The 23,963-nt window shown below is 70.8% G+C and carries 20 protein-coding genes and 1 pseudogene; 20 read left to right on the top strand and 1 reads right to left on the bottom strand.

The annotated features are described in order from the left end of the window. Positions 1-70 precede the first annotated feature (70 nt). Positions 71-469: pseudogene (locus AC07EQ_RS02245) on the top strand (amino acid ABC transporter ATP-binding protein); the annotation flags it as partial. 235 nt (positions 470-704) lie between these two features. On the opposite strand, the gene AC07EQ_RS02240 reads toward AC07EQ_RS02245, so the two are convergent. Next, on the bottom strand, positions 705-2,264 hold the full coding sequence (locus tag AC07EQ_RS02240; RefSeq protein WP_478386117.1) for an FAD-dependent monooxygenase: 1,560 nt from the start codon (positions 2,262-2,264) through the stop codon (positions 705-707). A 1,738-nt stretch (positions 2,265-4,002) separates the two neighbouring features. On the opposite strand from AC07EQ_RS02240, the gene AC07EQ_RS02235 reads away from it, so the two are divergent. From AC07EQ_RS02235 to AC07EQ_RS02145, 19 genes are all read left to right on the top strand, one after another. Beyond that, positions 4,003-4,830 (top strand): helix-turn-helix transcriptional regulator, encoded by an 828-nt coding sequence (locus tag AC07EQ_RS02235; RefSeq protein ID WP_478386116.1) that lies wholly within the window; start codon positions 4,003-4,005, stop codon positions 4,828-4,830. A gap of 47 nt (positions 4,831-4,877) precedes the next feature. After that, positions 4,878-5,672, top strand: a complete 795-nt coding sequence (locus AC07EQ_RS02230; RefSeq protein ID WP_478386115.1) for a hypothetical protein — start codon at positions 4,878-4,880, stop codon at positions 5,670-5,672. Between the two features lie 202 nt (positions 5,673-5,874). Further along, positions 5,875-6,126 (top strand): acyl carrier protein, encoded by a 252-nt coding sequence (locus AC07EQ_RS02225; RefSeq protein WP_452613059.1) that lies wholly within the window; start codon positions 5,875-5,877, stop codon positions 6,124-6,126. A gap of 97 nt (positions 6,127-6,223) precedes the next feature. Further along, the gene (locus AC07EQ_RS02220) at positions 6,224-7,459 is read left to right on the top strand and encodes a beta-ketoacyl-[acyl-carrier-protein] synthase family protein (RefSeq protein ID WP_478386114.1); all 1,236 of its coding nucleotides are present in this window, start codon (positions 6,224-6,226) and stop codon (positions 7,457-7,459) included. Between the two features lie 31 nt (positions 7,460-7,490). Beyond that, a complete protein-coding gene (locus AC07EQ_RS02215) occupies positions 7,491-8,633 on the top strand; it encodes a beta-ketoacyl-[acyl-carrier-protein] synthase family protein (RefSeq protein ID WP_478386113.1) in 1,143 nt (380 codons plus the stop codon). Further along, on the top strand, positions 8,633-9,577 hold the full coding sequence (locus AC07EQ_RS02210) for a beta-ketoacyl synthase N-terminal-like domain-containing protein (protein WP_478386112.1): 945 nt from the start codon (positions 8,633-8,635) through the stop codon (positions 9,575-9,577). The genes AC07EQ_RS02215 and AC07EQ_RS02210 overlap by 1 nt, the downstream gene beginning before the upstream one ends. 86 nt (positions 9,578-9,663) lie before the next feature. Further along, positions 9,664-10,422 (top strand): alpha/beta fold hydrolase, encoded by a 759-nt coding sequence (locus AC07EQ_RS02205; protein ID WP_478386111.1) that lies wholly within the window; start codon positions 9,664-9,666, stop codon positions 10,420-10,422. A 262-nt stretch (positions 10,423-10,684) separates the two neighbouring features. Continuing rightward, positions 10,685-11,689: an acyl-CoA thioesterase family protein gene (locus AC07EQ_RS02200; protein ID WP_478386110.1), complete on the top strand. Its 1,005-nt coding sequence runs from the start codon at positions 10,685-10,687 to the stop codon at positions 11,687-11,689. A gap of 30 nt (positions 11,690-11,719) precedes the next feature. Beyond that, a complete protein-coding gene (locus tag AC07EQ_RS02195) occupies positions 11,720-12,046 on the top strand; it encodes a hypothetical protein (RefSeq protein WP_478386109.1) in 327 nt (108 codons plus the stop codon). A gap of 1 nt (position 12,047) precedes the next feature. Continuing rightward, the gene (locus AC07EQ_RS02190) at positions 12,048-12,455 is read left to right on the top strand and encodes a hypothetical protein (RefSeq protein ID WP_478386108.1); all 408 of its coding nucleotides are present in this window, start codon (positions 12,048-12,050) and stop codon (positions 12,453-12,455) included. 2 nt (positions 12,456-12,457) lie between these two features. Beyond that, a complete protein-coding gene (locus AC07EQ_RS02185) occupies positions 12,458-12,850 on the top strand; it encodes a hypothetical protein (RefSeq protein WP_478386107.1) in 393 nt (130 codons plus the stop codon). Between the two features lie 45 nt (positions 12,851-12,895). After that, positions 12,896-14,017 (top strand): beta-ketoacyl synthase N-terminal-like domain-containing protein, encoded by a 1,122-nt coding sequence (locus AC07EQ_RS02180; RefSeq protein WP_478386106.1) that lies wholly within the window; start codon positions 12,896-12,898, stop codon positions 14,015-14,017. A 139-nt stretch (positions 14,018-14,156) separates the two neighbouring features. Next, the gene (locus AC07EQ_RS02175) at positions 14,157-14,417 is read left to right on the top strand and encodes an acyl carrier protein (protein ID WP_478386105.1); all 261 of its coding nucleotides are present in this window, start codon (positions 14,157-14,159) and stop codon (positions 14,415-14,417) included. Beyond that, the gene (locus AC07EQ_RS02170; RefSeq protein WP_478386104.1) at positions 14,417-15,298 is read left to right on the top strand and encodes an ApeI family dehydratase; all 882 of its coding nucleotides are present in this window, start codon (positions 14,417-14,419) and stop codon (positions 15,296-15,298) included. Before AC07EQ_RS02175 ends, AC07EQ_RS02170 begins: the two co-directional genes overlap by 1 nt. After that, on the top strand, positions 15,295-16,035 hold the full coding sequence (fabG, locus tag AC07EQ_RS02165) for a 3-oxoacyl-[acyl-carrier-protein] reductase (protein ID WP_478386103.1): 741 nt from the start codon (positions 15,295-15,297) through the stop codon (positions 16,033-16,035). The genes AC07EQ_RS02170 and fabG overlap by 4 nt, the downstream gene beginning before the upstream one ends. A 121-nt stretch (positions 16,036-16,156) precedes the next feature. After that, complete coding sequence (locus AC07EQ_RS02160) at positions 16,157-16,858, top strand: DsbA family protein (RefSeq protein ID WP_478386102.1); 702 nt, start codon at positions 16,157-16,159, stop codon at positions 16,856-16,858. A 30-nt stretch (positions 16,859-16,888) separates the two neighbouring features. Beyond that, on the top strand, positions 16,889-18,448 hold the full coding sequence (locus tag AC07EQ_RS02155; RefSeq protein WP_478386101.1) for an acyl-CoA synthetase: 1,560 nt from the start codon (positions 16,889-16,891) through the stop codon (positions 18,446-18,448). A 27-nt stretch (positions 18,449-18,475) separates the two neighbouring features. Further along, on the top strand, positions 18,476-21,985 hold the full coding sequence (locus AC07EQ_RS02150; protein WP_478386100.1) for a MupA/Atu3671 family FMN-dependent luciferase-like monooxygenase: 3,510 nt from the start codon (positions 18,476-18,478) through the stop codon (positions 21,983-21,985). Then, the gene (locus AC07EQ_RS02145; RefSeq protein WP_478386099.1) at positions 21,982-23,574 is read left to right on the top strand and encodes a thioester reductase domain-containing protein; all 1,593 of its coding nucleotides are present in this window, start codon (positions 21,982-21,984) and stop codon (positions 23,572-23,574) included. The genes AC07EQ_RS02150 and AC07EQ_RS02145 overlap by 4 nt, the downstream gene beginning before the upstream one ends. The last annotated feature ends 389 nt before the right edge of the window (positions 23,575-23,963 follow it).

The raw sequence follows: 23,963 nt of genomic DNA, 5'->3' as shown, positions 1-23,963 counted from the left end.
GTCTGTCGCGGTTGGATGAACAATCCCCAGCCAGGCGGGGAGCAGTCAACAAACGCAGTTGCCTGCCGTGTCCAAAAAGGACGCGTTGATCAGGGCTAGGGAGAAGCTGCGCCGCGTCGGCCTGGCGGACCGCGAGGACGCCTACCCGCGCCAGCTCTCGGGCGGCCAGCAGCAGCGCATCGCCATCGCCCGCGCGCTGGCGATGGAACCGAAGCTCCTGCTGTTCGACGAACCGACCAGCGCCCTGGACCCGGAACTGGTGGGGGAGGTGCTGGCGGTGATGCGCGACCTGGCGGCGGCGGGCCAGACGATGGTCGTGGTGACGCACGAGATCGGCTTCGCCCGGGAGGTCGCCGACACCGTCGTGTTCCTGGACGGCGGCGAGGTGCTGGAAACCGGGCCGTCGAATCGAGTCCTCGACGCCCCCGAGCTGCCGCGAACCAAGGACTTCCTGCAACGCGTGCTGTGAACGGAGATCCGGTGAGGACAGCCGGGAATCACGCGGTGCGCTAGTGCGCTGCGGCCCGGGAGGTGCTCGACCGCTCGATGGGGATGCCGAAAGGGCCTTCGCAGGACTGGTCCTGCGAAGGCCCTTCTCGATTCGCCGCGCCTCGGTCAGGCGAGGAGCCGGCCCCGCGGGGCGGTGTCCCCGAGGACGTCGCGTGCCGCGAAGGTCAGCTCAACGGCCCTTCCACGGAGCAGCGTCACTTGTGCTTCGCCCGGCCGTACCGCAGCACGCCTTCCAGCCACTGGTCGAGGCCCGCCGACTGCGGTTCGCCACGCCAGCCCAGGTGACCGTCCGGGCGCACCAACCAGACCTCGTCGGCCTCCGCACGATCCTTCTTCTTGGCGGAGTTCGACGTCTTGCGCTCCAGCACCTGGAAGTGCTCCTCGCCCAGCCGCTTCCGGACCACGTCGACGCACGGGTCCGCGCCGCCCGCGGGCACGAGCAGCACCCACCGCCCGCGGAACTCGTCGTACAGCCGGGTGCGGCGGCGGTCCGCCGAGCGAACGCATTCGAAGTCGCCCACCATGTCGCCGGGCCGTGGCTTGGCGTCGAAGCGCGCTCCGCCGCCCAACGGGCCGCCCCGATAGGTCTCCCAAAGCTCGGAATGCGAGAACGTGGTCAGCTGCTCGAATCCGGGGATCTTGACGATCGGTGCCACCACGCGGTCCCGCACGAACCGCACGATCGGGTTGCGCATCTTCTCGATCTGGCTGGGCGCGGTCTTGCCGAGGACGATCTCGGCCGCGATCGGCCGGCGCTCGCCCTGGTAGGTCTCCAGCAGCGCCTCGCTCGCCTTGCCCTGGATGACGAGCGCGAGCTTCCAGGCGAGGTTTTCCGCGTCGCCCATGCCGGTGTGGATGGCGGGCCCGCCGAACGGCACGTGCGGGTGGGCGGCGTCGCCGGCCACCAGGACACGGCCTTCGCGGTAGTTGTCCACGATCCGGGCGTGCGAAACGAACGTGAGCTTCGTGGTCGTGTCGCGGAACTCGACACCACCGTAGGGGGAGCGTTCGGCCAGCACGGTCCGCACCCGCGAAACGATCTCGTCGTCGGTCGGCTTCTCGCTCCCCTGGTCGGGGTCGAGGGCCAGGAGGCGCCACAGGTTGTTGGCGCCGTCCGGGTCGATCATCGGCATCGCCCCGACTCGCCCGTCGGGGTGGATCCAGCTCGTCAGCCCGCCCCGGTCGAGGTCCCAGTCGATGTGCGCGTCGACCAGCAGATAGCGCTTGCTGCGGCCGATGTAGCCGATCCCGGCGGCCTTCCGGACCATGCTCTCGGCACCGTCGCAGCCGACCAGCCAGCGGGCGCGGACCTGCTCGCCGTTGGCGAGCACGGCGGTCACGCCGGTCGGGTCCTGTTCGATGTCGACCAGCCCGCAGTCCCATTCCACGGCTCCGCCGAGTTCGGCCCAGTGCTCCCGGATGGCCGCCTCGATCTTGCCCTGGTTGATCAGCATCGGAGGAGCCAGGTTCTCCTTGCCCGGCGTGGTGTACCGCAGCCTGATCGGCTGCTGGCCCAGGTGGGCGGTGGCCCTGGTGAGCAGCGGCGTCTCGTTGGGCAGGTTGCCCAGCGAACCCATCCGCTGCATGACTTCGGATCCCGGACCGTGCACCGAGCTCGACAACCGCACGGGCGGGCTGGGGGCCCGGTCCATCAGTCGTACCGAAACGCCCTGGAGCGCCAGGTAGTTGGCGAGCGTCAGGCCCGCCGGTCCGGCGCCGATCACCAGCACGTCTGTCGTTGATTCACTGCTCATTCTGGGCTCCACGGGGGTGATTTATCGGGACCTTGCGACGATTGCCCTCGCGTCACCGAGTCCAGGCCTGGATCCAGCGCGAGGACGCCGGCCGCCCCTGGGGGTGGCCCGGGGACAGCGGTGGCGAGGGCTGTTGGTCACGCTTTTCACATGCCGTTCGGGCGAGTGCCCTGGGCGGGCCCGGATTCGGGTCCCGCTGACGGCCGGACGATCCTGATCGGCGTGCCGGGTTTCGCGCCGGGGCCGGTGTTTCTCGGGCCGTCCTCCGCGCCATCTTCGGCTGCCGCTGTTCTCACTCCTTCCGGACTTCCTGCGAGAATGTGCAGAATGTAGGGAGATCGCGATCTTGTGCACAAGCGTTGGGACAGCAAGTTGCCACCGCCGCGAGTGTCGGCGGACGGCGCTTCGGAGGGGTGGCAGTTACCTGCCACCGCCGGCCCCGATCCCGCGACACGTGACCACAGGGGACATTCATGACGAAAGAAGTGTTCAGCCGGCGGCGTGCACTGATGTGATCAACTCGCTCGCGGTGATCGCGGCACCAATTCGACCCCGATGGCCGGGTGCCTGTTGGTGCGATCCGCCGGAATGCGCAGGTCGTGACAGTCCACATTGCACAGATGTGCACGGCGGAGCTGAGCAGGACCGGGAGCTGTGGCCAAGGGCTTGATGATTTCGCCGCAGGTCGAGGAAAACGGGGCTCGGAGTCGTCGACGCGTGGCTGACCGAGGCGGGGTGCAACACCGGAGGTCGGGACATGCGGCAAGGGCGCTGGTCGGCCTGATCCGCCCGCGCGATCGGCGCCGGCCGAGGCGTGGCCGTTTCGGGCCGAGATGGCGGAGGTGCGGCGAAATCGCGGCATCGGCCGAGTCCGCATCGCGCCGACGCTTGGTGACCCCTCGTCAATTCCCTTCATCCGGTGATTTCGTGTTGTCGCCGCCAGGTGGCAGGTCACGCGAGCTTGGATCACTCGAACGGGCTCCGGCAATCCTTTCGAGGCAGTGTGAAAGGTGACGGCCGTGGTGTGTGTGCCAGATCACAATCAAGTGCTTTTGCTCGAGAAGCGCCAGCACCATCGCGCTTGCGGCGCTGAGGTCGCAATCACATTCGTCGGGGGTGTGCAGATGAGCAATCCCGTCGGTGCCGGCGCGCCGGGCGGCCGTCGGCTCGTCCGGCCGAAGGGCTTCCGCTCCGGCGGAGGTCGTGTCGTTCGGACGGCGGAGGTGCGCCTGTTCCGAATGCGGATCATGTTCGTGCGAGCGAGGAATTCGCCGCCTGCCGCCGAATCGTGCGGCGGGCGGCAGGCAGCGGGGAGCGGGGCGTCGTCCGTCGTGGGAGCGGCCGAGGAGCCTGCCGCGAGACCGGCTCCCCGGTGGGCGCCGCGCGATCGGCACGCGTTCCGGTCGCGCTTCCCGGTTCGCGTTCGGCTTTGAGGACGGGCACCGGGAAGCGGTAGCGCGGTGACGATTCGCCCTGGGGTGAAAGGTGGTTGGTGGGCTTCCCGCTCGCTGGCTAGTGTTGGCCCAGGTGCGTGGCTGAAGATCTCGGTCACGACGGCGCAGTCCGCTTCTCGGAGTGTGCGGCGGGCGCCGTTCTTCCGCGTGTTCGGAGCTCTTTCGGTTCCGTGGTTTCGCCGTTCGGCGAAGCGGTTCCTTCCTGCTGCTCGCGGGAAGGTCGGGTGGGCTTGTTGGCAGTTCGTGCTGATCGAATGCGACTTGGATGGTCCAGGAGTTGAACGGTGTTCGAGTTGGCTTTCGCTTCTGAAGGTTCGGTAGGAGGCCTGCGCGAGATAGCCGCCGGGGCGCGGCGGGGCCCTGGCGACGACGTCGACGCTGTCGACGACGGGCTGGAACGCTCGCTGCTGCGGGCGAACGAGCTGATCGAGATCGCGGTGCACGAACACCGCCGGAGATCGTCGCAGAGCTCCTTCGTGATGGTCGGGCTCGACGAGGACCTGCGGTGCACGGTGGAGAAGATGGTAGCGCGGGCCGAGAGATCCGTGTCCATCGCGGTCTCACTTCCCTCCGATGCGGAACTCCTCTGCCGGACAACAGGAATCGGTGCGGCGGTGGGCGTCCGGGTGCTGAGCGCTCCGCAAGCTTTGCGAGTGGACCGCGCGAGGGAGATGATGCGTCGGCCGGAATGCGAGATCAAGCTCTCCCGGAGTCCCCTGCCGGGTTTCGTCCTGGTGGACGGCCGGCTCGCGGTGCTGCGGTCGAATGCGGGAGCCGCGGACCGGCAGGCGTCGATCATCCGCCTGCCCGCGGTGGCCCGGGCATTGGAGTCGCTGTTCGCCGCCTCCTGGGAGACCGGCAGGCCGCTGCCGGACCACCTGCTTCCCCTCGAACGCCGGAGCGTGGAGCCGGTGCGGCGGATCTTGGAGCACCTGCGGGCCGGGCACACCGACAGCCAGTCGGCGCAGAAGCTCGGCATCTCGCTGCGGACCTACCGCCGCCAGGTGGCCTGCATCATGCAGGAACTCGGGGCCAAATCGAGGTTCCAGGCCGGTGCCCTGGCGGTCGAAGCGGGCCTGCTGGACGCGCGGGGTCCGGCGCAGGATTCGTGAACATCTCGGGTTGGGTGTGCGGAGAGGCGAACGAGGTGGAGCATTCGATGGTCGGGGACCAGGCGGCGCGCGGGCGTGCCTGCGAGCAGGCGGCGTTCGGGCACCTGGCGGATGGGATCGAGCAGGCGTTGCTGGAAGTGCGTGCGCTCATTGGGGCCACAGTCGCCGAGCATCGCGAGAAGTCCGCATCGGACCCGGCGTTCCGGGTCGTGGGCCGGGACGTCGACGCGGCGCTGGAGGCGATGGCGAACCTGGTCGGCCGGGCGCGGAACAACGTCGAAGTGGTGCTCGCCTCGAACGCGGAGTGGCGCATGTCGGCGCGTTCGGTGCTGCGCAACCTGGCCCGCTTCGCGGGCGACCAGGTGCGGGTCAGATTGCTCTGCGCCCCCGCGGTTCTCGATCTTTCGCTCTTGCGGGCCGGTGACGAGCAGCGGGCGCCGTTCGAGGCCCGGTTCGGTCGGATCAGTTCGCTGGAGGCCGTCGTCGTCGACGGGCGGGCCGCGCTGGTGCGTTCGGACGCGACGTGGGACGGGCAGGCAGTCGTCGTCCGCGCTGCGCCGGTGATCCGTGCGCTGCAGGACCTCTTCGCCGATGTCTGGCGCAATGCGCGTCCCGTGGCGAACCCCGTCGACTTCGGCGGCCGGGCGCACACCGAGTTCGCGCAGCGGGTGTTGAAGATGCTCTACGACGGCCACACCGATGAGGTGGCCGCGCGGGAACTCGACGTGTCGGTCCGGACGTACCGGCGCTACGTCGCCGAAATCGTGGAGTTGTTGGGGGCGAACTCGCGCTTCCAAGCCGGCGTGCGGGCCGCCGAGATCGGCTTGCTGCCCGCGTCGTGACGGCGCGATGATCGCAGGTTTCCGCTTGTGCACCAGGGAATCGAGTGACAGTTGGTTGCCAATCAGGTGGTTCGGCGGCGCGCCGCCGACGGCCGGTGGCAGCTTGTGGCCGCAGGCCTTGTTGTTCGATCGGGGCCGGCAATAGCGTCGAGCCACGCTCGCGCGGAGGTCGCGAACCACGAGTTGGTGCGGAAGGGGCGTTATGGCTGCGCTTTTGGAAGAACGCAAGGAAGAGATCAAGGACATCGTCTGCGACATCCTGGAGATCGATCCCGACGAGCTGACGGACGTGAGCCTCTTCAAGGAGGAGCACGACGCGGACTCCCTGCGCGCGATCGAGATCCTCGCGGCCCTGGAGAAGAAGTTCGGCGTCGTCATCGACCAGTCCGAACTGGGGCGGATGGTGAACCTCGACGGCGTGTACTCCGTATTCGTCGAGGCGGCCGAAAAGTAGCCGGTCCGGCGGTGCCCGGATCGCCGGGATCCTCCTCCCCGGTTTGGAAATCTCCTGCCGAACGCCCACGCAATGACGCCTAGGAGGCGAGGAAACCATGCGCGACGCCGCGACCCATCGCGTTGTCATCACCGGTATCGGTGCGGTTTCCAGCATCGGGATCGGGGTGCCGGACTTCCTGGCAGGGCTGCGCGCGGGCGACAGCGCGGTCAAACCGATAAGCGCGTTCGACACCAGCGGGTACGAGCACTCCCTGGGATGTGAGATCGACGATTTCGAACCGCAGCGGTGGATTCGCAACATCGCGCCCGACGGCCTCGGCAGGGCGAGCCAGTTCTCGGTCGCCGCGGCCCGCATGGCCGTCGACGACGCCGGGCTCGGCGAAGAGGCCCTGCGCGAGCGGCGCTGCCTGAGCGTGATCGGCACGACCGACGGCGAGGCCCGCGACCTGGATCAGCTGGTCGAGACCGAGCTGCGGTCCGGGCCGGGGGACATGGACCCGGCCGTGGCCGCGCGAGTCCCGGCTGGCCGGCTCTCGACCGCGGTCGCCGACGAGTTCGGGCTGCGCGATGTCGAGGCGGTGACCCTCCCGACGGCGTGTGCCGCCGGGAACTACGCCATCGGCTACGGCTTTGACGCCATCCGGGCCGGCGACGTGGACTTCGCCCTCTGCGGCGGCGCGGATGCCTTGTGCCGCAAGACGTTCACCGGATTCTACCGCATCGGGACCATCGCCCCGGAGCGGTGCCAGCCCTTCGACAAGGACCGCAAGGGGATCCTCACCGGAGAGGGCGCGGGCGTCCTCGTGCTGGAGAGCCTGGAGTCCGCCCTGGCCCGCGGGGCCCGCATCCACGCCGAGGTGCTGGGGTTCGGGCTCAACTGCGATGCGTTCCACCCGGTCGCGCCGAACGAGGACAGCGTGGCCAGGTGCATGCGGCTCGCGCTCGACGACGCGGGCGTCAAGCCGGGCGAGGTCGACTTCATCTCCGCGCACGGCACCGGGACCAGGGCCAACGACGTCACCGAGGCCTCGGCGATCCGGCGGGTGTTCGGTGCGGACACCGCGCCGCGCACGATCTCCATCAAATCGATGCTCGGCCACACCATGGGCGCTGCGAGCGCGCTCGCCTCGATCGCCTGCGTGCTCGCGATCACCGAGAACTTCATCCCGCCGACGATCAACCACGTCGAGACCGACCCGGAGTGCGGCGTCGACTGCGTGCCCAACGAGGCGGTCGAGGCGCAACCGCGGATCGTGCAGAACAACGGGCTCGCGTTCGGCGGGAACAACGCCGTCGTGATCTACGGCAAGTACGAAGAGGAGCGGGTGTGACAAGGCTTTGCGCGCACAAGAGGCGTTCCCGATGAGCTGCCTGATCACCGGCACCGGAGCGGTGGCGAGCGTCGGGAACACCGCGGACGAGGTCTTCGACGCGCTCTGCGCGGGCCGCAGCGGGCTGGCGCCGCTGCGCGGCTTCGACAGCGACAAGTTCCGCGCCAAGAACGCCTACGAGATCGATGACCGCCCGGCGTCGGGGGGTGACGTGCCGTCGCGCGCCACGGACTGGCTGCTGCGAGCGGTTGCCGAGGCGTTGCGGGACGCCGGTCTCGGCGAAGACCTCTCCGACGTTCCCGTGCTCGTCGGAACCGGGCTGCGCGAACTGCGGTCCGTCGAGCTGAAGTGGCGCGACGGCGCGGAGTTCGACCTCGACCGGCTGCACTTCGGCACGGCGCTGCGGGAACGCTTCGGAGCCGCCCGGACCTACACGTTCTCCAACGCCTGCTCGGCTTCCCTGCACACGTTGGCGATGGGCAGCGACATGATCGCCGCCGGGCTCGCCGACACCGTCGTCGTCGCCGGCGTGGACACCGTCACGGAAAGCATGTTCGGGCTGCTCGACCGGGTCCAGCTCGATCCACCGGACCGAGTGCGGCCGTTCGACCAGGCCCGCAGGGGCACGCTCATGGGCGACGGGGCGGCGGCCGTGGTGCTGCGCCGGGACGACCCCGCGGCACTGGCCGGGGCCAGCGGCCGGCTGCGCGCCGCGAGCATGAACTGCGACGCGGGCCACGCGACCGCACCGGACGCGCACAGCATCGCCGGAGCCATTCGCGCGGCGCACGAGCTGGCCGGCATCAAGGCGCGTGACATCGACCTGATCCTGTTGCACGGCACGGGAACCCCGCTCAACGACGAGGCGGAGGCGACCGCGCTCAGCGAGGTCTTCGGCGTCGACGTCGAGCTGCCGCTGCTGACGGCGCTGAAGTCGATGACCGGCCACACCTCGGGCGGGTCGGGGCTGCTGAGCCTGATCGTCGCCGTGCTGGCGCTGGCATCCGGCCGGATCCCGCCCGCCACCGGCCTGACCGACCCGACGGCCGATGCCGAGCGCTTCCGGTTCGTCCGCGACCGTCGCCGGTACCCGGACCTCAGGCTGGCCCAGGTCAACGCCTTCGGTTTCGGCGGTGTCAACGCGGTCGCCGTCGTGGAAGGGATGGACGGCTGATGCGGATCGTCATGACGGGTGTCGGCCTGGCACTGCCCGGCGCTGAAGACCTCGCGGCGCTGCTGCGCACCGACGGGCAGCGCGGCGAGCCGGTCGACCCCGGGTCCCGGATCGGGCGCCGCGGGCTGCGCTACAAGGATCGCGCCTCGCAGCTCGCCTTGTGCGCGGCGGCGGAGGTGCTGACCGACGCCGGCTTGCGCCCGGCGGACGGCGAGTTGACCGTCGCCGGTGAATCGGTCGCCGTCGTGGCGAGCTCGAACCTGGGCAACCTGGACACCGTCTGCGAGATCGCGTCGGCCATCGCCGAGGAGTCCACTGATCGGATCAGCCCGATGGCCCTGCCCAACGCTTCGAGCAACGTCGTCGCGTCGTCGGTCGCCATGAAGTTCGGCCTGCGCGGCCCGAACCTGATGCTCTGCAACGGTCCGACCGGCGGCCTGGACGCCGTGCACTGGGGTGCGGCGCTGGTCGCCGCCGGCCGGTGCGAGCGTGCTCTCGTCGTCGGGGTGGAGACGCGCAACCACGTGGTCGAGGCCCTCACCGGCGAGGTCGACCTGCTGGACGGCGCGGTCGCGCTGATGGTGGAAAGCAGCGAGGCGGCACGGGCGCGCGGTGCGCGGGCGGTCGCCGAACTCGGGCAGTACAGCCGGGAAGGCAGCGTCATCGCGTGCGTCGACCGGGTGCTCGCCGGCGAAGGCCCGCCCGGCATCTGGTTCACCCCGGACGCCGCCGAACGGCCCGAGGTCACCCCGGGAACACCGCGCCACGACGTCACGGGTGCCTTCGGGCTCGCTTCCGGCGCGCTCGGCGTGCTGCAGTGCGCCGCCGCGATCGGCTGGCTCGGCACCGGTGGCGCCGGTTCCGCGCTGGTCACCGCGGGCGACGACGCGGCCGACGGGGTCGCCGGAATGGTGTTGCGGTCAGCGGGGAAAGGGGAGCGATGAGTGCTGACACGTCGGCTTCGCCGAGCCAGGTAGCCCTTCTCGGCGGCCGAGAACCGGTAGCGGTGCGATGCGCCAGGAAGGCGGAGGTGCCCGACGACCCGATTCGCGTCCTCCTGGTGCACGGGCTGTGCAGCAACGCCGCGATCTGGGACGCGTTCGTCGCGCTGGCCGACCCCAGGTGCGAGCTCTGGGTCGCCGAACTGCCCTGGCGCGGCACGGGAATCGCCGGGTGGACATCGCAGCCGGTCGAGGAGTGGATCGGCCAGGCGGTCGCCCGACTCCCGGGCGGTCCGGACGTGGTCATCGCGCATTCCTTCGGGACCAACGCCGTGCTCAGCTGGCTCGACGGGCAGGACACCGGGCCCAGCGGCCGGATCGCGGTCGGGGGCCGGGAACTGCGCGGCGTCGTCCTCGTCTCGCCGCTCTACCGCGCCGAACCGGAGGACTTCGACTGGGATTCGATCGGCTACTACCTGCACAACTTCGACCAGATCCTGGCCGCGGGCATGCGCGTGCGGCCGGGCAGCAGACGCCTCTCGCCCGAGCAGCGGCTGGCCATCGCGGTGAAGGTGCGCGACCTCATCGGGCCCTACGGCTGGATCCGGTTCCTCGACACCTACCTGCGGATGCCGGAGGTGCGTACCGAACGGCTGCTGATGCCGTTCCTCGTCGTCGGCGGCGAGTCGGATTCCATCGCGTTCCCCGCCGACTCGGAAGCCCTCGGCAAGGCGCTGCCGGACGCTTCGGTGCACATCCTCCCGGGCAGCGAGCACTTCCCGATGGTCGCGTCGGCGGAGTCGTTCGCCGACCTGGCAAACACGTTCCTCCGCACCCTGTCGGCCTGATCGTCTGTCGGCGAATGCCGTCCGCGCTTTTGGAAGCGGCGCAGCCGCTTGCATCCACCCTCGCCAAGACGACCACCGGCGGGTTCTGAGAGGTTTCCTGGCGAGGACGGCCCCTCCGCCGCGTATTGGACATACATAAGGAGGGGCACCCACAGTCCAGGGAAGCTCTCAGGTTCCGCTAAGCGACCACCCACCCCAGACCAGCCACCAACAGGGCTCTGATCACCGCCAGGAGCCCGTCACCCAGCATGGAGCGCAACCGATGACCGCCGACACCGAGCCGGTACTGACGAAGTCCTTGTTCGCCAACACCACCCACGTGGCGCTGCGGCCCCGCTACGAGGGCTCCAACATCTGCACGTGGATCGGCTTCAAGCACGTCAACTACCTCGTCGAGGAGGCCGTGCTGGAGCACTTCCGCAGCGCGGGCCTGGGCGCCCGAGGCCTGTTCGAGGCTTACGGCCTGGGGCTGGACATCGTCGACCTGGACACCCGCATCCTGCACGCGCTGCACCTGGACGACCTCGCCGATGCGGAGGTCGTCTCGGTCACGAAGCCGGGCGATCCGGTGCTGGGCTTCCGCGTCACGCTGAGCCTGGAGCGCGCCGGGCAACCGACCAAGGCGGTGGTCGCCAAGGTCAAGGTTTCGTTGCGCCCCACCGACTACCTGCCCGCCGCAGGCGAACCACCCGCGGAACTGGCCGGTTTCGTCGTGCCCAAGCTCGGCGCGCACCTGCCCGCCGCGCGCCCCACCGCGACCGTCGAGCCCGCCGGCAACACCACGCTCCAGCAGGGGCGCGGGACCACCGGCGGCGACCCGGTGCTGGAGCGGCTCACCGCCGGGGAGAACGCCTTCGGCTGGAAGTGGCGCATCCCCTACCCGTACTGCCACTTCACCGAGCGGCTGCAGATGTCGGGCTACCTGCGGCAGATGGAGGAGGTCGTCGATCTGTTCCTCGCCGACCGCGGCATCTCCATCCGCGAGCTGCTGGCCGACCGGCGGTGGATCCCGGTCGTCCCGCACTCGAACATCCAGATCCTCGACGAGGCCCTGATGGAGGAGGACCTCTACACCATCTACACCGTCGAGGGCATCTTCAAGGACTTCACCTACACCTCGCGGATGGACTGCTACGTCGTCCGCGACGGCCGGCTCGTGCAGACCGCCACCGGGCGGATCACCCACGGCTACGCCCTGATCGAGAGCCGCAGCGACTGGCGGCTGGTCAACTTCGACGAGCGCGTGGTGCGCGCACTGGGCGGTTGACGGGCCCAGGCGGCGCGGGAACGGAGACCCATGCACGAGTACTTGCTGATCGAGAGCGGCGGCCCCCAAGCGGGCGTCGGGTGCGACCGGTTCGTCGGCGACGCGGTCCGGCTGCTCGAAGGCGGCGACGCGGTGTCGCTCCTGCTCATCGAGAACGCCGCGCCGGCCGCGGTGCGGGATGCGTTCCCGGGCATCGACGGATTCCTGCGCAACGGCGGCGAACTCTGGGTGGATTCGTTCTCCCTGCGGCAGCGGGCCGTGCGAGCCGACGATCTGGTCCCCGGCGCCCGGGTCGTGGAGATGGCCGACGTCGCCGGGAAACTGCTGGAGACGGGACTGCGGGCGGTGTGGCACTGAAATGGTGTTCGAGGTTCCTCGCACGGACGTGCTGCTGAAGGTGCTCGGCACGCCGCACCAGACCGAGCTGGTGACCAGCGTGTTCCGGTTGGCGGATGCGCTGCTCGACCGCGGCGCCGCCGTGCAGGTCTGGACGTGCGGCGACGCCACCGGCCTGACCCGGGTCAGCCTCGGCGACAGCAAACCGGTCAACTTCGCCGATCGGCACGCCGACCACCCGTCGACGGCGCGGCTCGTGCGCGAGCTGCTGAGCGCGCACCCGGATCGGCTCGACTGGTACGTCTGCCGCTTCTGCTGCGCGGACCGCGGCGCGGCCGAGCAGATCCCGGAGGTGCGCAAGCGCCCGCCGGCCAGGTTCTGGGAGCACGTGCAGGCGACCGACAAGGTCCTGGCCATGGGGGTGTGCTGAGCGTGGCGGGCAGAAGCACCCTGATGATCATCGAGCGCGCCCACCGGGGATCGGTCGAGACGCAGTTCGCCGACGTCCTCTACTTCGTCCGCGAACTGCACCGCCAGAGCGGCGGTGTCGACATCGTGCTGCGCGGGCCGGCCGCGGGATACGCGGTGGACACCGACTTCGAACCCGCCATCCGCATCGCCGGCCGGGTGCTCGACTCGCTGCCCGACCCCCGCCACTCGCTGCGGCAGCTGCTCGGCGACGGCGTCGGGGTCTGGGTCGAGGAGCCGGACCTGGCGGTCCTCGGTCCCAGCGCGCGGGACCGCCTGGTTCCCGGCGTGCACGTCGTTCCCGCGCACGAGCCGGCTTCGCGCTGGCCCGACTACGAACGGGTCTGGTTCTTCTGAGCCCAACCCGCCCCGATCCGCCCGTCACAGCCGGAGGAAACACGAATGGGCCCCACCACCGCCGTCGGCAACCCGGTCATCTCCGCGTGGTCCACCATTTCCCCCTTCGGGTTGGGCAGCGCCGAGTTCGCCGCGGGGCTGCGCTCGGGACGCAAGCCCACGGGCCGCCTCGACCGCGGCGAGTGGCGAGTGCCGTTCGAGGAGGCGCGCCTGGTGCCCGGCTTCGACATCAGGTCGGTGCTGGGCAGGCGCGGCACCCGCTCGATGGACCGGGCGAGCGGGCTGGCCGTCGCCGCGGTCGGCCGGCTGCTGGACGGCGCCGGCGGCGAGCGGCTGCCGGGCGTTGGCGAGGACACCGGGCTGGCGCTGGGGACCAGCACCGGGAGCGCCCAGAGCATGATGGACTTCACCCGGGACTCGCTGGTCGGCGAGCGGCCCTACCTGGTCGACCCGGCGCGCTTCCCGAACACGGTGATGAACTGCGCCGCCGGTCAGTCCGCCATCTGGCACAAACTCAAAGGCCCCAACACCACCATCGCCGGCGGGCGGGCCACCGGGCTGCTGGCCCTCCAGTACGCGCTGCGGCTGCAGCGAGCCGGCCGGGCGGAGACCTTGCTGTGCGGGGCGGTCGAGGAGTTCTCGACCGCGCGCGCCTGGCTCGAATGGCACGCCACCGATCGCCGGGACAACGTGCTGGGCGAGGGCGCCGCGGTGTGGTTGCTGGAGCGCGCCGGTACGGCCCGGGACAACGGCAGGCCGGGCATCGCCGAAGTCATCGGCCTGGAGTTCGGATTCGCCAAGGACGGGCGGGAGATCCGCCCGGTCCTCGGGGCGGGCCTGCGCCGCCTGCTGGATCGGTCCGGGGTAGCGCCGGAGGAGATCTGGGCGATCGCCGACTCGCAGGCACCCGGCGCCGACGGCGAGGAGGAACGCGCGGCCATCGCGGACGTGCTCGGCACCGCCACGCCCCGGCGCGTGCCGTGCGCGGAGTCCATTGGGGACACGTCCGCGGCGTCCGCGGCGTTCCAGATCGCTGCTGTTCTCGCACTTGCGGAGGACGGCGCGGCAGGTGGTGCCCGGAGGGTCCTGATCACCTCGGCGGAATCGAACGGCGTCGTCGGAGCGGCCCTGCTGGAGCTGGTCGACCCCGCCCGATCCGGGCCGTAGTGGACCTGCGCGAGTCGGGGATCCCGCAGACCGGACGGCGGCTGTAACTCCCGCAGGGGGGCCGCTCCCCGCACCGCTACGCAGGACGAGTTCGGAAGCAGGCTCTGCAGCGCAGTACCGCCACGAAAGGGATGCACAGATGCCCGACACCGACGCGACGCCCATCGACCTGGAGGACCTGCGACGCATCGTCGCAGAGGTGCTCGACGTCGAGGTGTCCGACGTGACCGACGACGCCCAGTTCGTGGAGGACCTCGGCGGCGATTCGCTGCTGGCGTTGGAGGTCATCGTCGTGCTGGAGAAGAAGTACGGGGTGAAGTTCACCGAGTCCGAGGTGCAGGGCCTGACGTCCCTGCCGAAGACCCACGACCTGCTCGCGGCCAAGTTGGGGGCCGCCTGATGGGCGCGGCGTGCAGCCCGATCGCGGGCGCGATCGAGGTCGCGGGCCAGGAGCTCGCGATGGTCATCGAGCCCGGCGAACCCGTTTTCGCCGGCCACTACCCGGGATTCCCGATCTTCCCCGGGGTGAGCATCGTCGAGTTCGTCCACCGCGGCGCGCTGGCCGCCATCCCGGAACCCCAGCAGCGGTGGGAACTCTCGGGCATCGACAAGGTCCGCTTCACCAGCCCCGTCTTCCCGGGCGATTCGCTGACCGCGGACCTCCGGTGGCGGCGGCGCAATGCCGGCTGGACCTGTGCCGCCTCGGTCGCCACCGAGCGCGGGCCCGCCGCGCAGGTCCGGATCAGCTTCGCGGAGGCGGGCGCGGCGTCCGCGGAGGGCGGCGGAATCGCCGGGATCAAGCGGATCCTGCCGCACCGCCACCCGATGCTGCTCGTCGACCGGGTCGTCGACCTCGTCCCCGGCGAGCGGCTTACCGCGCTGAAGGCGGTCACCTGCAACGAGCCGTGGTACCGGGAACTCGCGGACGACGCCGACGACGGGGACTACGACTACCCGGGCGTGCTGCTGCTCGAATCCTGGTGCCAGGCGGCGGGATTGCTCATCGCGGGGGCGAAACCGAACCCCGACGTGCGCACCGGCGCGGTGATGCTCTTCGGCGGGATCGCCGGCGTGCGCCGCACCGGGCGGGTCCGCCCCGGCGACGTCGTGGAGCACCGGGTCCGCTTGGCGCGGACGTTCACCGACACGGCGATCTTCGAAGGGGAGAGCGCGGTCGGCGGCGAGGTCGTGATGGAGATCGACCAGGTGGTGATGGCGCTGCGGCCGGCATCCGAACTGACCGGCGCGGCGGCGGCCGGAGCGGAGGGGACGGGCGGATGACGGAGACGGACAGGCGGGTCGCCCTGGTCACGGGCGGATCGCGGGGGATCGGCAGGGCGACCGTGCTGCGGTTGGCGCGGGACGGGTTCGACGTGGCGTTCTGCTACGCGTCGAACCCCGAAGCGGCTGCGCTGCTGGAGAAGGAAGCGGGCGACCTGGGGGCGCGGGTGGTCGCCAAGCAGGCGGACGTGTCGCGGGCCGAAGCGGTGCGCGCGCTGGTCGCCGATGCCCAGGAAGAACTCGGGCCCATCGACGTCGTGGTGACCTCGGCGGGCATCGTCCGGGACAACCCGCTGCTGCTGATGAAGGACGAGGAGTGGCACCAGGTCCTGGACACCAACCTCGACGGCACCTACCACGTCTGCCGCTCCGTCGTCTTCGAGATGATGAAGCGCAAGCGGGGCTGCATCGTCAACATCTCGTCGGTGGCCGGGGTCCACGGCAACGCCACGCAGACCAACTACTCGGCGTCCAAGGCCGGGATCATCGGCTTCACCAAGGCGCTCGCCAAGGAGGTCGGGAAGTACGGCATCCGCGCGAACGTGGTGGCGCCGGGCTTCATCGAGACCGACATGACAGCCGGGCTGTCCGGGAGCACCCGCGCGGCCGCGGCGGCGAACATCGCGCTGAGGCGGTTCGGCCGACCGGAAGAGGTGGCCGACATGGTCGGCTACCTGGTGTCCGCCGAGTACGTGACCGGCAGCGTGCTGCAGATCGATGGCGGCATCGTCATCTGAGAGCCCGTCACGAGGAGGGGCACCCGCAGTCCAGGGGACCTCTCAGATTCCGCTGAGCGACCACCCACCCAGACCATTCACCAAACAGGCTCTGAGACGGCCGAGGAGCGGAGAACCCGTCATGCCCAGGAAGAACAGCGTCCCCAGGTGCTACTTCTCGTTGCGCAGCCCGTATTCCTGGCTCGCCTACCGGGAGCTGGTGGACCGGTATCCCGAGGTGGCGGCGGCGGTCGAGTGGCGACCGTTCTGGGAACCGGACGTCCGCAGCGAGCGGATGCTGGCCGATGCGGGCGGCAGCTTCCCGTACGTGGCGATGTCCCGCGCCAAGAGCCTCTACATCCTCCAGGACGTGCGCCGGCTCACCCGCGAGCGCGGTCTCGAACCGACCTGGCCGGTCGACCGCGACCCGGTGTGGGAAGTGCCGCACCTGGCGTACTTCGTCGCGCTGGACGAGGGACTGGGGCGGGAGTTCGTCGACCGCGCCTATCGCGCCCGCTGGCAGGAAGGGCGTGACATCTGCGACCGCGCCACCATGGCGGAGCTCGCCGCCGAGCTCGGGCTGCCGCCGGACCGCGTCTCGAACGCGGTAGACGACGAGGAACTGCGTCGACGGGGGACCGCGGCGCTGCTCGACATCGACGAGGACGGCGTGTTCGGGGTCCCGTTCTTCGTGGACCGCTTCAACAAGTTCTGGGGAGTGGACCGGCTGCCGGCCTTCGTCCGGTCGGTGGCCGGCACGGCCGCCGCGCCGGTGCCCGTTGCGGCCGCGGAGCTGGACCCGGGCCTCGGCGGTGACCAGGGGCACGCCGGTGGCTGTGGCTGAACGACGATTCCGCGCGACCTGGAGGGCGAGATGAGGGAAGGCAACATCAGTTCGGCCGCGGCCGTGCACCGGTGGGCTCGGGTCGCCGGCAGCACCACGGCGATCGTCTACGAGGGCACCGAGATCAGCTACGCGCAGCTGTCCGCCCGGGTGCGGCGGTTGGCGGCGGTGCTCGCCGATGGCGGGCTCCGGCGCGGTGATCGGGTCGCCTACCTCGGCCGGAACAGCGCGCTGCTGCTGGAGACCGCGCTTGCCGCGGCGCACCTCGGCGTGATCTTCCTGCCGCTGAGCTTCCGGCTGTCCAGCGACGAAGTGGCTTTCCTGCTCGGCGATTCCGGTGCGCACACGCTCGTCGTCGAGGACGAGCAGCGGGCGTTGGTCGACGGCATCGCCGACTCGGTCCCGGTGCGCCGCTTCCTGCTCGACTCCGCGGCGGAACCCGCTCACCCGCGCTGGGAGAGCTTGCCGGCGGCGGCTTCGCCGGACCGGGACGACGAACCGGTGCACGTCCGGGAGGCGGACGTCGCCCTGCTCATGTACACGTCCGGCACCACCGGGCGACCCAAGGGCGCGCTGCTGACCCACGGGAACCTGTGGTGGAACCAGGTCAACACGGCGACCGCGATCGAAACCCGGTTCCGCGACCCGGCCCTGGTCATCGCGCCCATGTTCCACATCGCCGGGCTCAGCGGCTTCACCATCGGCACCCTCGCGCACGGCGGCACCCTGGTGGTCCGGCGCGCGTTCAACGCCGAGCAGTGCCTGGCAGACCTGGTGGCGCACCGGGTGGCCAACCTGATCGCGGTGCCGACGATGTTCGACGCCATCGCCCGGACCCCCGGCTTCGAGCGGGCCGACCTGTCGGCGTTGCGCGCCGCGATCGTCGGTGGCGCGCCGGTCCCGGACCAGCTCGTCCGCGACTACTCGGCGCGGGGCGTGAAGCTGCAGCAGGCGTGGGGCCTGACCGAGACCGCGCCGCTGGCTACCTACCTGCCGCCGCGGTTGGTGGACGGCCATCCCGGATCGGCGGGTTTCCCCATGCCGCACACCGAGATCAGGCTGATCGACGCGGCGACAGGGGACGCGGTGACCGAACCGGGCGAGGCCGGCGAGATCTGCGTCCGCGGACCGAACGTGATCTCCGGGTACTGGAACGACCCGGACGCGACTCGCAAGGCGGTGGACGACGCCGGCTGGTTCCACTCCGGCGACATCGGACACGTGGACGAGCAGGGCCACCTCTACGTCGTCGACCGGCTCAAGGACGTGATCATCAGCGGTGGGGAGAACATCTATCCCGCCGAGATCGAGCGGCTGATGGCCGAATTCCCGGGCGTCCGCGAGGTGGCCGTGGTGGGCGTGCCGCACCCGAAGTGGGACGAGACTCCCGTCGTGGTCGTGTGCCAGGACGGCGCGGCCACCCTGGAGGAGATCCGCGCGTTCCTCGGGGAGCGGTTGGCGCGGTTCAAGCTCCCCACCGCAGTGCACCACTGCGACGTCCTGCCGCGCAACGGCACCGGGAAGGTCGACAAGGCGGGGTTGCGGGCGCGGCTGGCCGGCGAGCCCGAACTGGTCGCCGCAGACCGATGATGCGAGCCAGGCCGGGAGGGGTGCGACATGGCCGGCGTTCGTGATGGCACCGCGACCGCAGTTTCAATTGAAACCGCGTCCACGATCCACGGCGTCGTCGAGGAACAGGTGCGCCGGAGCCCGGCCGCGGTGGCGATCGCGCACCGCTGGTCCGAGCTGAGCTACGCGGCGCTCGACGCCAGGGCGAACCAGCTCGCGCACCACCTGCGCGCGCTGGGCACGGGGCCGGGTTTCCTGGTCGGCGTGGGCCTGCGCCGCGGGCCGGACCTGGTCGTGGCGCTGTTGGCCGTGCTCAAGGCCGGTGGCTCGTTCGTGGCCCTCGACCCCGCCGAACCGGCGAAGCGGCTGGCGCTCATCGCATCCGACGCCGACCTGCACTGCCTGATCACCAGCGGCGCCGGCCCATCGGGGCTTCCCGCCCGCCACCTCGTGCGCATCGACGCGCACGCCGCGGAGATCGCCCGGCGGCCCACCGCGCCACCGGAGTCCGTTGTGGACGGTGAGTACCCCGCCTACGTCACGTACACATCGGGTCCGCACGGTCGGCCGCTGGGAATCGTGGTCCGGCACCGCGACGCGCTCGGCCGCTTCGCCGGGATGCGCGACCGGATCGGTTGCGCGGAATCGGACGTCGTCCTCGCGTTGACCAGCATCTCCTTCGACGCCGGGGTGCTGGCACTGCTGTGGCCGCTGGCCTGCGGCGCGAAGGTCGTCGTCGCCGGGGACCGGTTGGTCGAGAACCGGGCTCCCGCCGCCGAGCACCCGCTCGGCTTCAGCCTGTTCTTCTTCGCCGCCGCCACGGCCGACGAGCAGCGGCGCGACGGCTACCGCCTGGTGCTGGAGGCCGCGAAGTTCGGCGACGCCCACGGGTTCGAGGCCGTGTGGACTCCCGAACGGCACTTCCACTCCTTCGGCGGCCTGTACCCGAACCCGGCGGTCATGGCCGCGGCGCTGGCGACGGTGACCGAGCGGATCGGACTGCGGTGCGGCAGCGTGGTCGCGCCGCTGCACGACACGGTCCGCATCGCCGAGGAGTGGTCCTTGGTGGACAACCTCTCCGATGGCCGGGTCGGCCTCGCGTTCGCATCCGGCTGGAACACCAACGACTTCGTGTTCTTCCCGGACCACTTCCCGCGCCGCAAGCAGCGGATGGCCGAGCAGCTGGACGAGTTCCGGCGGCTGTGGCGCGGGGAGCCAGTTCGGCGGCGGGGCGGCGACGGCGCGGAGGTCGAGGTGCGGGTCTTCCCGTCGCCGGTGCAGGACGAGCCCCCGATCTGGCTCACCTCGGCGGGTTCGGTGGAGACCTTCGAGCGCGCGGGGGCGGCCGGGGTGAACGTGCTCACCCACCTGCTCGGGCAGGACCTCGACGAGCTGGCGGTGAAGATCGCGGCGTACCGGAACGCCAGGGCCGAGCACGGGTTCGCCGGACCGGGCCGGGTGTCGGTCATGGTGCACACCTTCCTGCTCGACGACGCGGCGCGGGCGAAGGCGCTGGCGAGGGGCCCGTTCCGGGAGTACCTGCGCAGCTCCGCGGAGCTCAGCCGGGTGCTGTTCGGCGCCGGGACCGCCGTCACCGACGAGGACCTCGAATCGGTGCTGGACCTGGCGCTCGACAGGTACCTGCAGCGGTCCGGCCTGTTCGGTTCGCCGGCGGAGGGCGTCGAAGTGGTGCGCAGGCTGGCGGCCGCGGGTGCGGACGAGGTCGCGTGCCTGATCGACTTCGGGGTCGCCGTCGACGACGTGATCGCGGGCCTGCCCACGCTGAACCGGCTGAAAGAACTGCACGAGGAGGAGGTGGCCGACGCCGAGCACTCGTTCGCGCAGCTCAGCCGGCGGCACAACGTCACCTTGCTGCAGTGCACACCGTCCTTCCTGGCCGCACAGCCGGCCGGTTCGGAGGCGTTGAGGGGCGCCCGCGCGGTGCTCGTCGGCGGGGAGGCGATCCCCGCGGATCTGGCGCGACGCCTGTCGGCTGCCTTGCCGGGGGTGCGGTTGTTCGCCGCATATGGCGCACCGGAGACGACTTCCTGGGCCGCGGTCCACGAGATCGGCCCGGACGCGGCGGTGTCCATCGGCCGAGCACTGCCGGGCACCGAGGTGCTGGTGGTGGACGAGGACCTGCGGGAGGTGCCGGTCGGAGCGGTCGGTGAGCTCCTGATCGGCGGGGCCGGGATCGCCGCGGGTTACCTCGCGCAGCCCGGGCTCACCGCGCAGCGGTTCGTCGCGAGCGGATCCGGAACCGCCTACCGGACCGGGGACCGCGTGCGCCGGGAAACGGACGGGACCCTGACGCTCCAGGCGCGTGCGGACCGCCGGGTGACCGTCCTCGGGCACCGGGTCGAACTCGCCGAGGTGGAGAACGTGCTTTCCCGGCACGCCCAGGTCGAATCCGTCGAGGTGACCGCGAGTACCGGTCGGTTTGGTGGCGCGCAGCTGGTCGCGCGGGTCGCCCCGGTGGCCGAGCCGACCGACCACGTCGCCGAAGAGGCCCACGTGCGCCGCTGGTGCCAGGAGTGGGAACGGATCTATGCCGCTGCCGAGCCGGGAATGGGTGCCGCCGAACCGATTCCACCCCAGGACATGCGCGCGCGGCTGGGCCACACCGCGCGCCGCATCGCGGACCTGGCGCCGCAGTCGGTCGTGGACGTCGGTGCCGGCCCCGGACTGCTGCTGCGCGCACTGCTCCCGCACATTGCGGAATACCGCGGGATCGAGCCCTCCTCGTCGGCCGTCGGAGCGGCTCGGCAGGCGCTCGGCCCCGAGCCACCGCACAACGGCGTCATCGACCATGCCGACGCCACCGCGCTCGCCGGCACACCGACCGCAACCGCCGACGTGGTGGTGCTGAACTCCGTCGTCCAGTACTTCCCGAACACCGGATACCTGGAGCGCGTTCTCGCCGAGGCCGCCCGGGTCGGTCGGCGCGCGGTCTTCGTCGGCGACGTGCGGGGCTTGGCGGAGCTGGACGCGCACTACGCGGCAGCGGAGCTCAAGCGCTGCCAACCGTTGACGTCGGCGGCGGAACTCGCGGCGGCGATCCGGCGAAACGTCGCGGGCGAGCCGGAGTTGTGCCTTTCGCCCGAGTACTTCAGGAGGTTCGGCCACGCGCGGATCGAGCTCAAGCGCGGGCACGAGGTCAACGAGCCGACCTGCTTCCGCTACGACGTCACCCTGCTGCTCGACGAGCAACCCGGCGGACCGGTCGCCGCTGCGTTGGCCTGGTCGGAACTCCCGGCCGGACTGGACGGCCTCGCCCAGCGGATCGGCACCGGGCCGCTGACCGTCAACGGCATCCCCAATCGCCGGCTGGTGCGCCCGCGGGCACTGCTCCGACTGCTCGCCGGGAGTGCGGACGACACCACGGCCTGGGAACTGGAGCGGCTGCTGTGGGAGGTCGACGGGGCGTCGGCCGTCGACCCGGAGAGCGTCGTGGAGTTCGGTGAGCGGCACGGCGCGAGAGTCCGGCTGCTGGTCCCGGAACATGGCGGCCTGCACGAGTTCGACGCCGCTTTCGAGCCGGTGGAGCGGCGCCCATGAAAACCGGGGCGACCGATCCGCTGGCCGTGGCGCGGGCGCCCGGGTTCCGCGCGGCACTACGCGCCTACGCCCGGGAGAGCCTTCCCGGAGCCATGGTCCCGGGGCGGATCGAGGTCGGCGGCCCGTTTCTCGACGGGCTGACCGGAACCGCGTACGCCCCGCCGACCGGTCCGGTCGAAGCCCGGTTGGTCGGCATCTGGCAGGACGTGCTCGGCGTGCACCGGGTCGGCGTCGCGGACGACTTCTTCGATCTGGGCGGCACTTCCCTGACCGCCGCGGTCTTGCTGGACCGGGTGCGGGACGAGTGCGGCGTCGAAATCGGGACGCACGAGCTGTACGCGGGGCCCGTCATCGCGGAGCTGGCGCGGTTGGTCGGCGATGAAGCCGTTGCCAGCGACCGATCGCGCGGAATCGACCCCGACGCCCTGGCCGCGGAAGCGCTGCTGCCGGACGACGTCCGGCCAGGTCAGGTCGCCGATCCGGTGGAGCCCTTCCGGAATGTCGTGCTGACCGGCGCGACCGGGTTCGTGGGCGCGTTCCTGCTCCGCGACGTGCTGGACCGCTCCGATGCCGACGTGCATGTCGTCGTGCGGGCCGGCGACCGGGACGGTGCCGTGAACCGGGTCCGGAAGAACCTGGCCGCGTACGGGCTGTGGCGCAGGGCGGATGCACGACGTCTGGTCGGGGTCCCCGCCGACCTCAGCCGCCCCTACCTCGGCCTGGATCGTCCCGCGTACGAGGAACTGGCACGGCGAGCCGATCTGGTGCTGCACAGCGGCGCCGGGACCAGCGCCGTGCTTTCCTACCGGCAGCTCAAGACGACGAATGTGCTGGGAACACTGGAAGTCCTGCGGCTGGCGTGCCGAGGTCGCGTGAAACCGGTGCACTACGTGTCATCGCTCGAGGTGTTCCCCGATGCCCTGGGAGCGCGGCCTTCCGGTGCGGTAGAAACGTCTGATGTGGACGGTGTGATCGGCGGTCGCGCGCAGACCAAGTGGGTGGCGGACCGCCTCGTCGCGCAGGCCGGGCGGCGCGGCCTCCCGGTCGCGATCCACCGCCCCGGGCAGGTCGTCGGGGGTCGAGCGACGGGAGCCTGCCCGCCGGAGCTGTTCTTGTGCGCCTGGCTGAAGGGCTGCATCCAGCTGGGCTCGGCGCCGGACCTGGACCTGTTCGTCGACGCGGTTCCGGTGGACTTCGTGACTTCGTCCATCGCGCGAATCGCGTTGAGCGGAACGGGGTTCGGCCAAGCGCACCACCTACCGGGTGCTCCGCCCGTGCGCTGGGCGGAGCTCGTGGGCCTGCTGAGCGATTCGGGGTATCGGGTGTCGCGCAAGCCGTACGGGGAGTGGCGTAGGGATTTGCGCGTTGCGGTGGAAGCCGGCGCGAAGAATGCGCTGCTCCCGTTCCTGCCGCTGTTGGGCGAGGAAGGACCGGCGCCGGACCTGCCGCTCCGGCATGTCGGTCACCCATTCGACGCGGATCGGGCGGGCGGCTCGGAAACAGCTCCTCCGGTGGGCGTCCCGGAACTGATATCGGGTTGCCTGGACTACCTGGTCGCGATCGGGAACCTGGAGCCGCCGATGAGGTGAATTGGACTTTCCAGCCTCGGTTTCCGCTGTCGCTGAAAGGTGCGCCCCGGGTGATCGAAACTGTTTGTTTTCGGATGTTGTCGTTCTAGCCTTGCATTGAGGCTTTCCAACCTCGTTGTGCGTGGCGGTGCGGGTAGCGGAACCTCAGAGGCTCCCTGGTCTGTGGGTGCCCCTCCTGATGTATGTCCAATACGCGGCGGAGGGGCCGTCCTCGCCGGGGGAACCCCGGAGGGGTGGGCACGGTGAACCCGCGGCGGTGCAAGCTGGGAGGGTGGGCTATGCGCCTGCGGCGCATGCGACATCCCGTCGACGTGCGGCTTTGCGGCCCGCGGCTGCGGGCCGACCAGGATGAAAACCGCTCAATGGAAATCCGGCTGGACTGGTGAGGT

The organism is Saccharopolyspora sp. NPDC045839 (assembly GCF_056431645.1).
The sequence above is the reverse complement of the archived record's forward strand: the minus strand, read 5'-3'. Positions and strand labels throughout refer to the sequence as shown.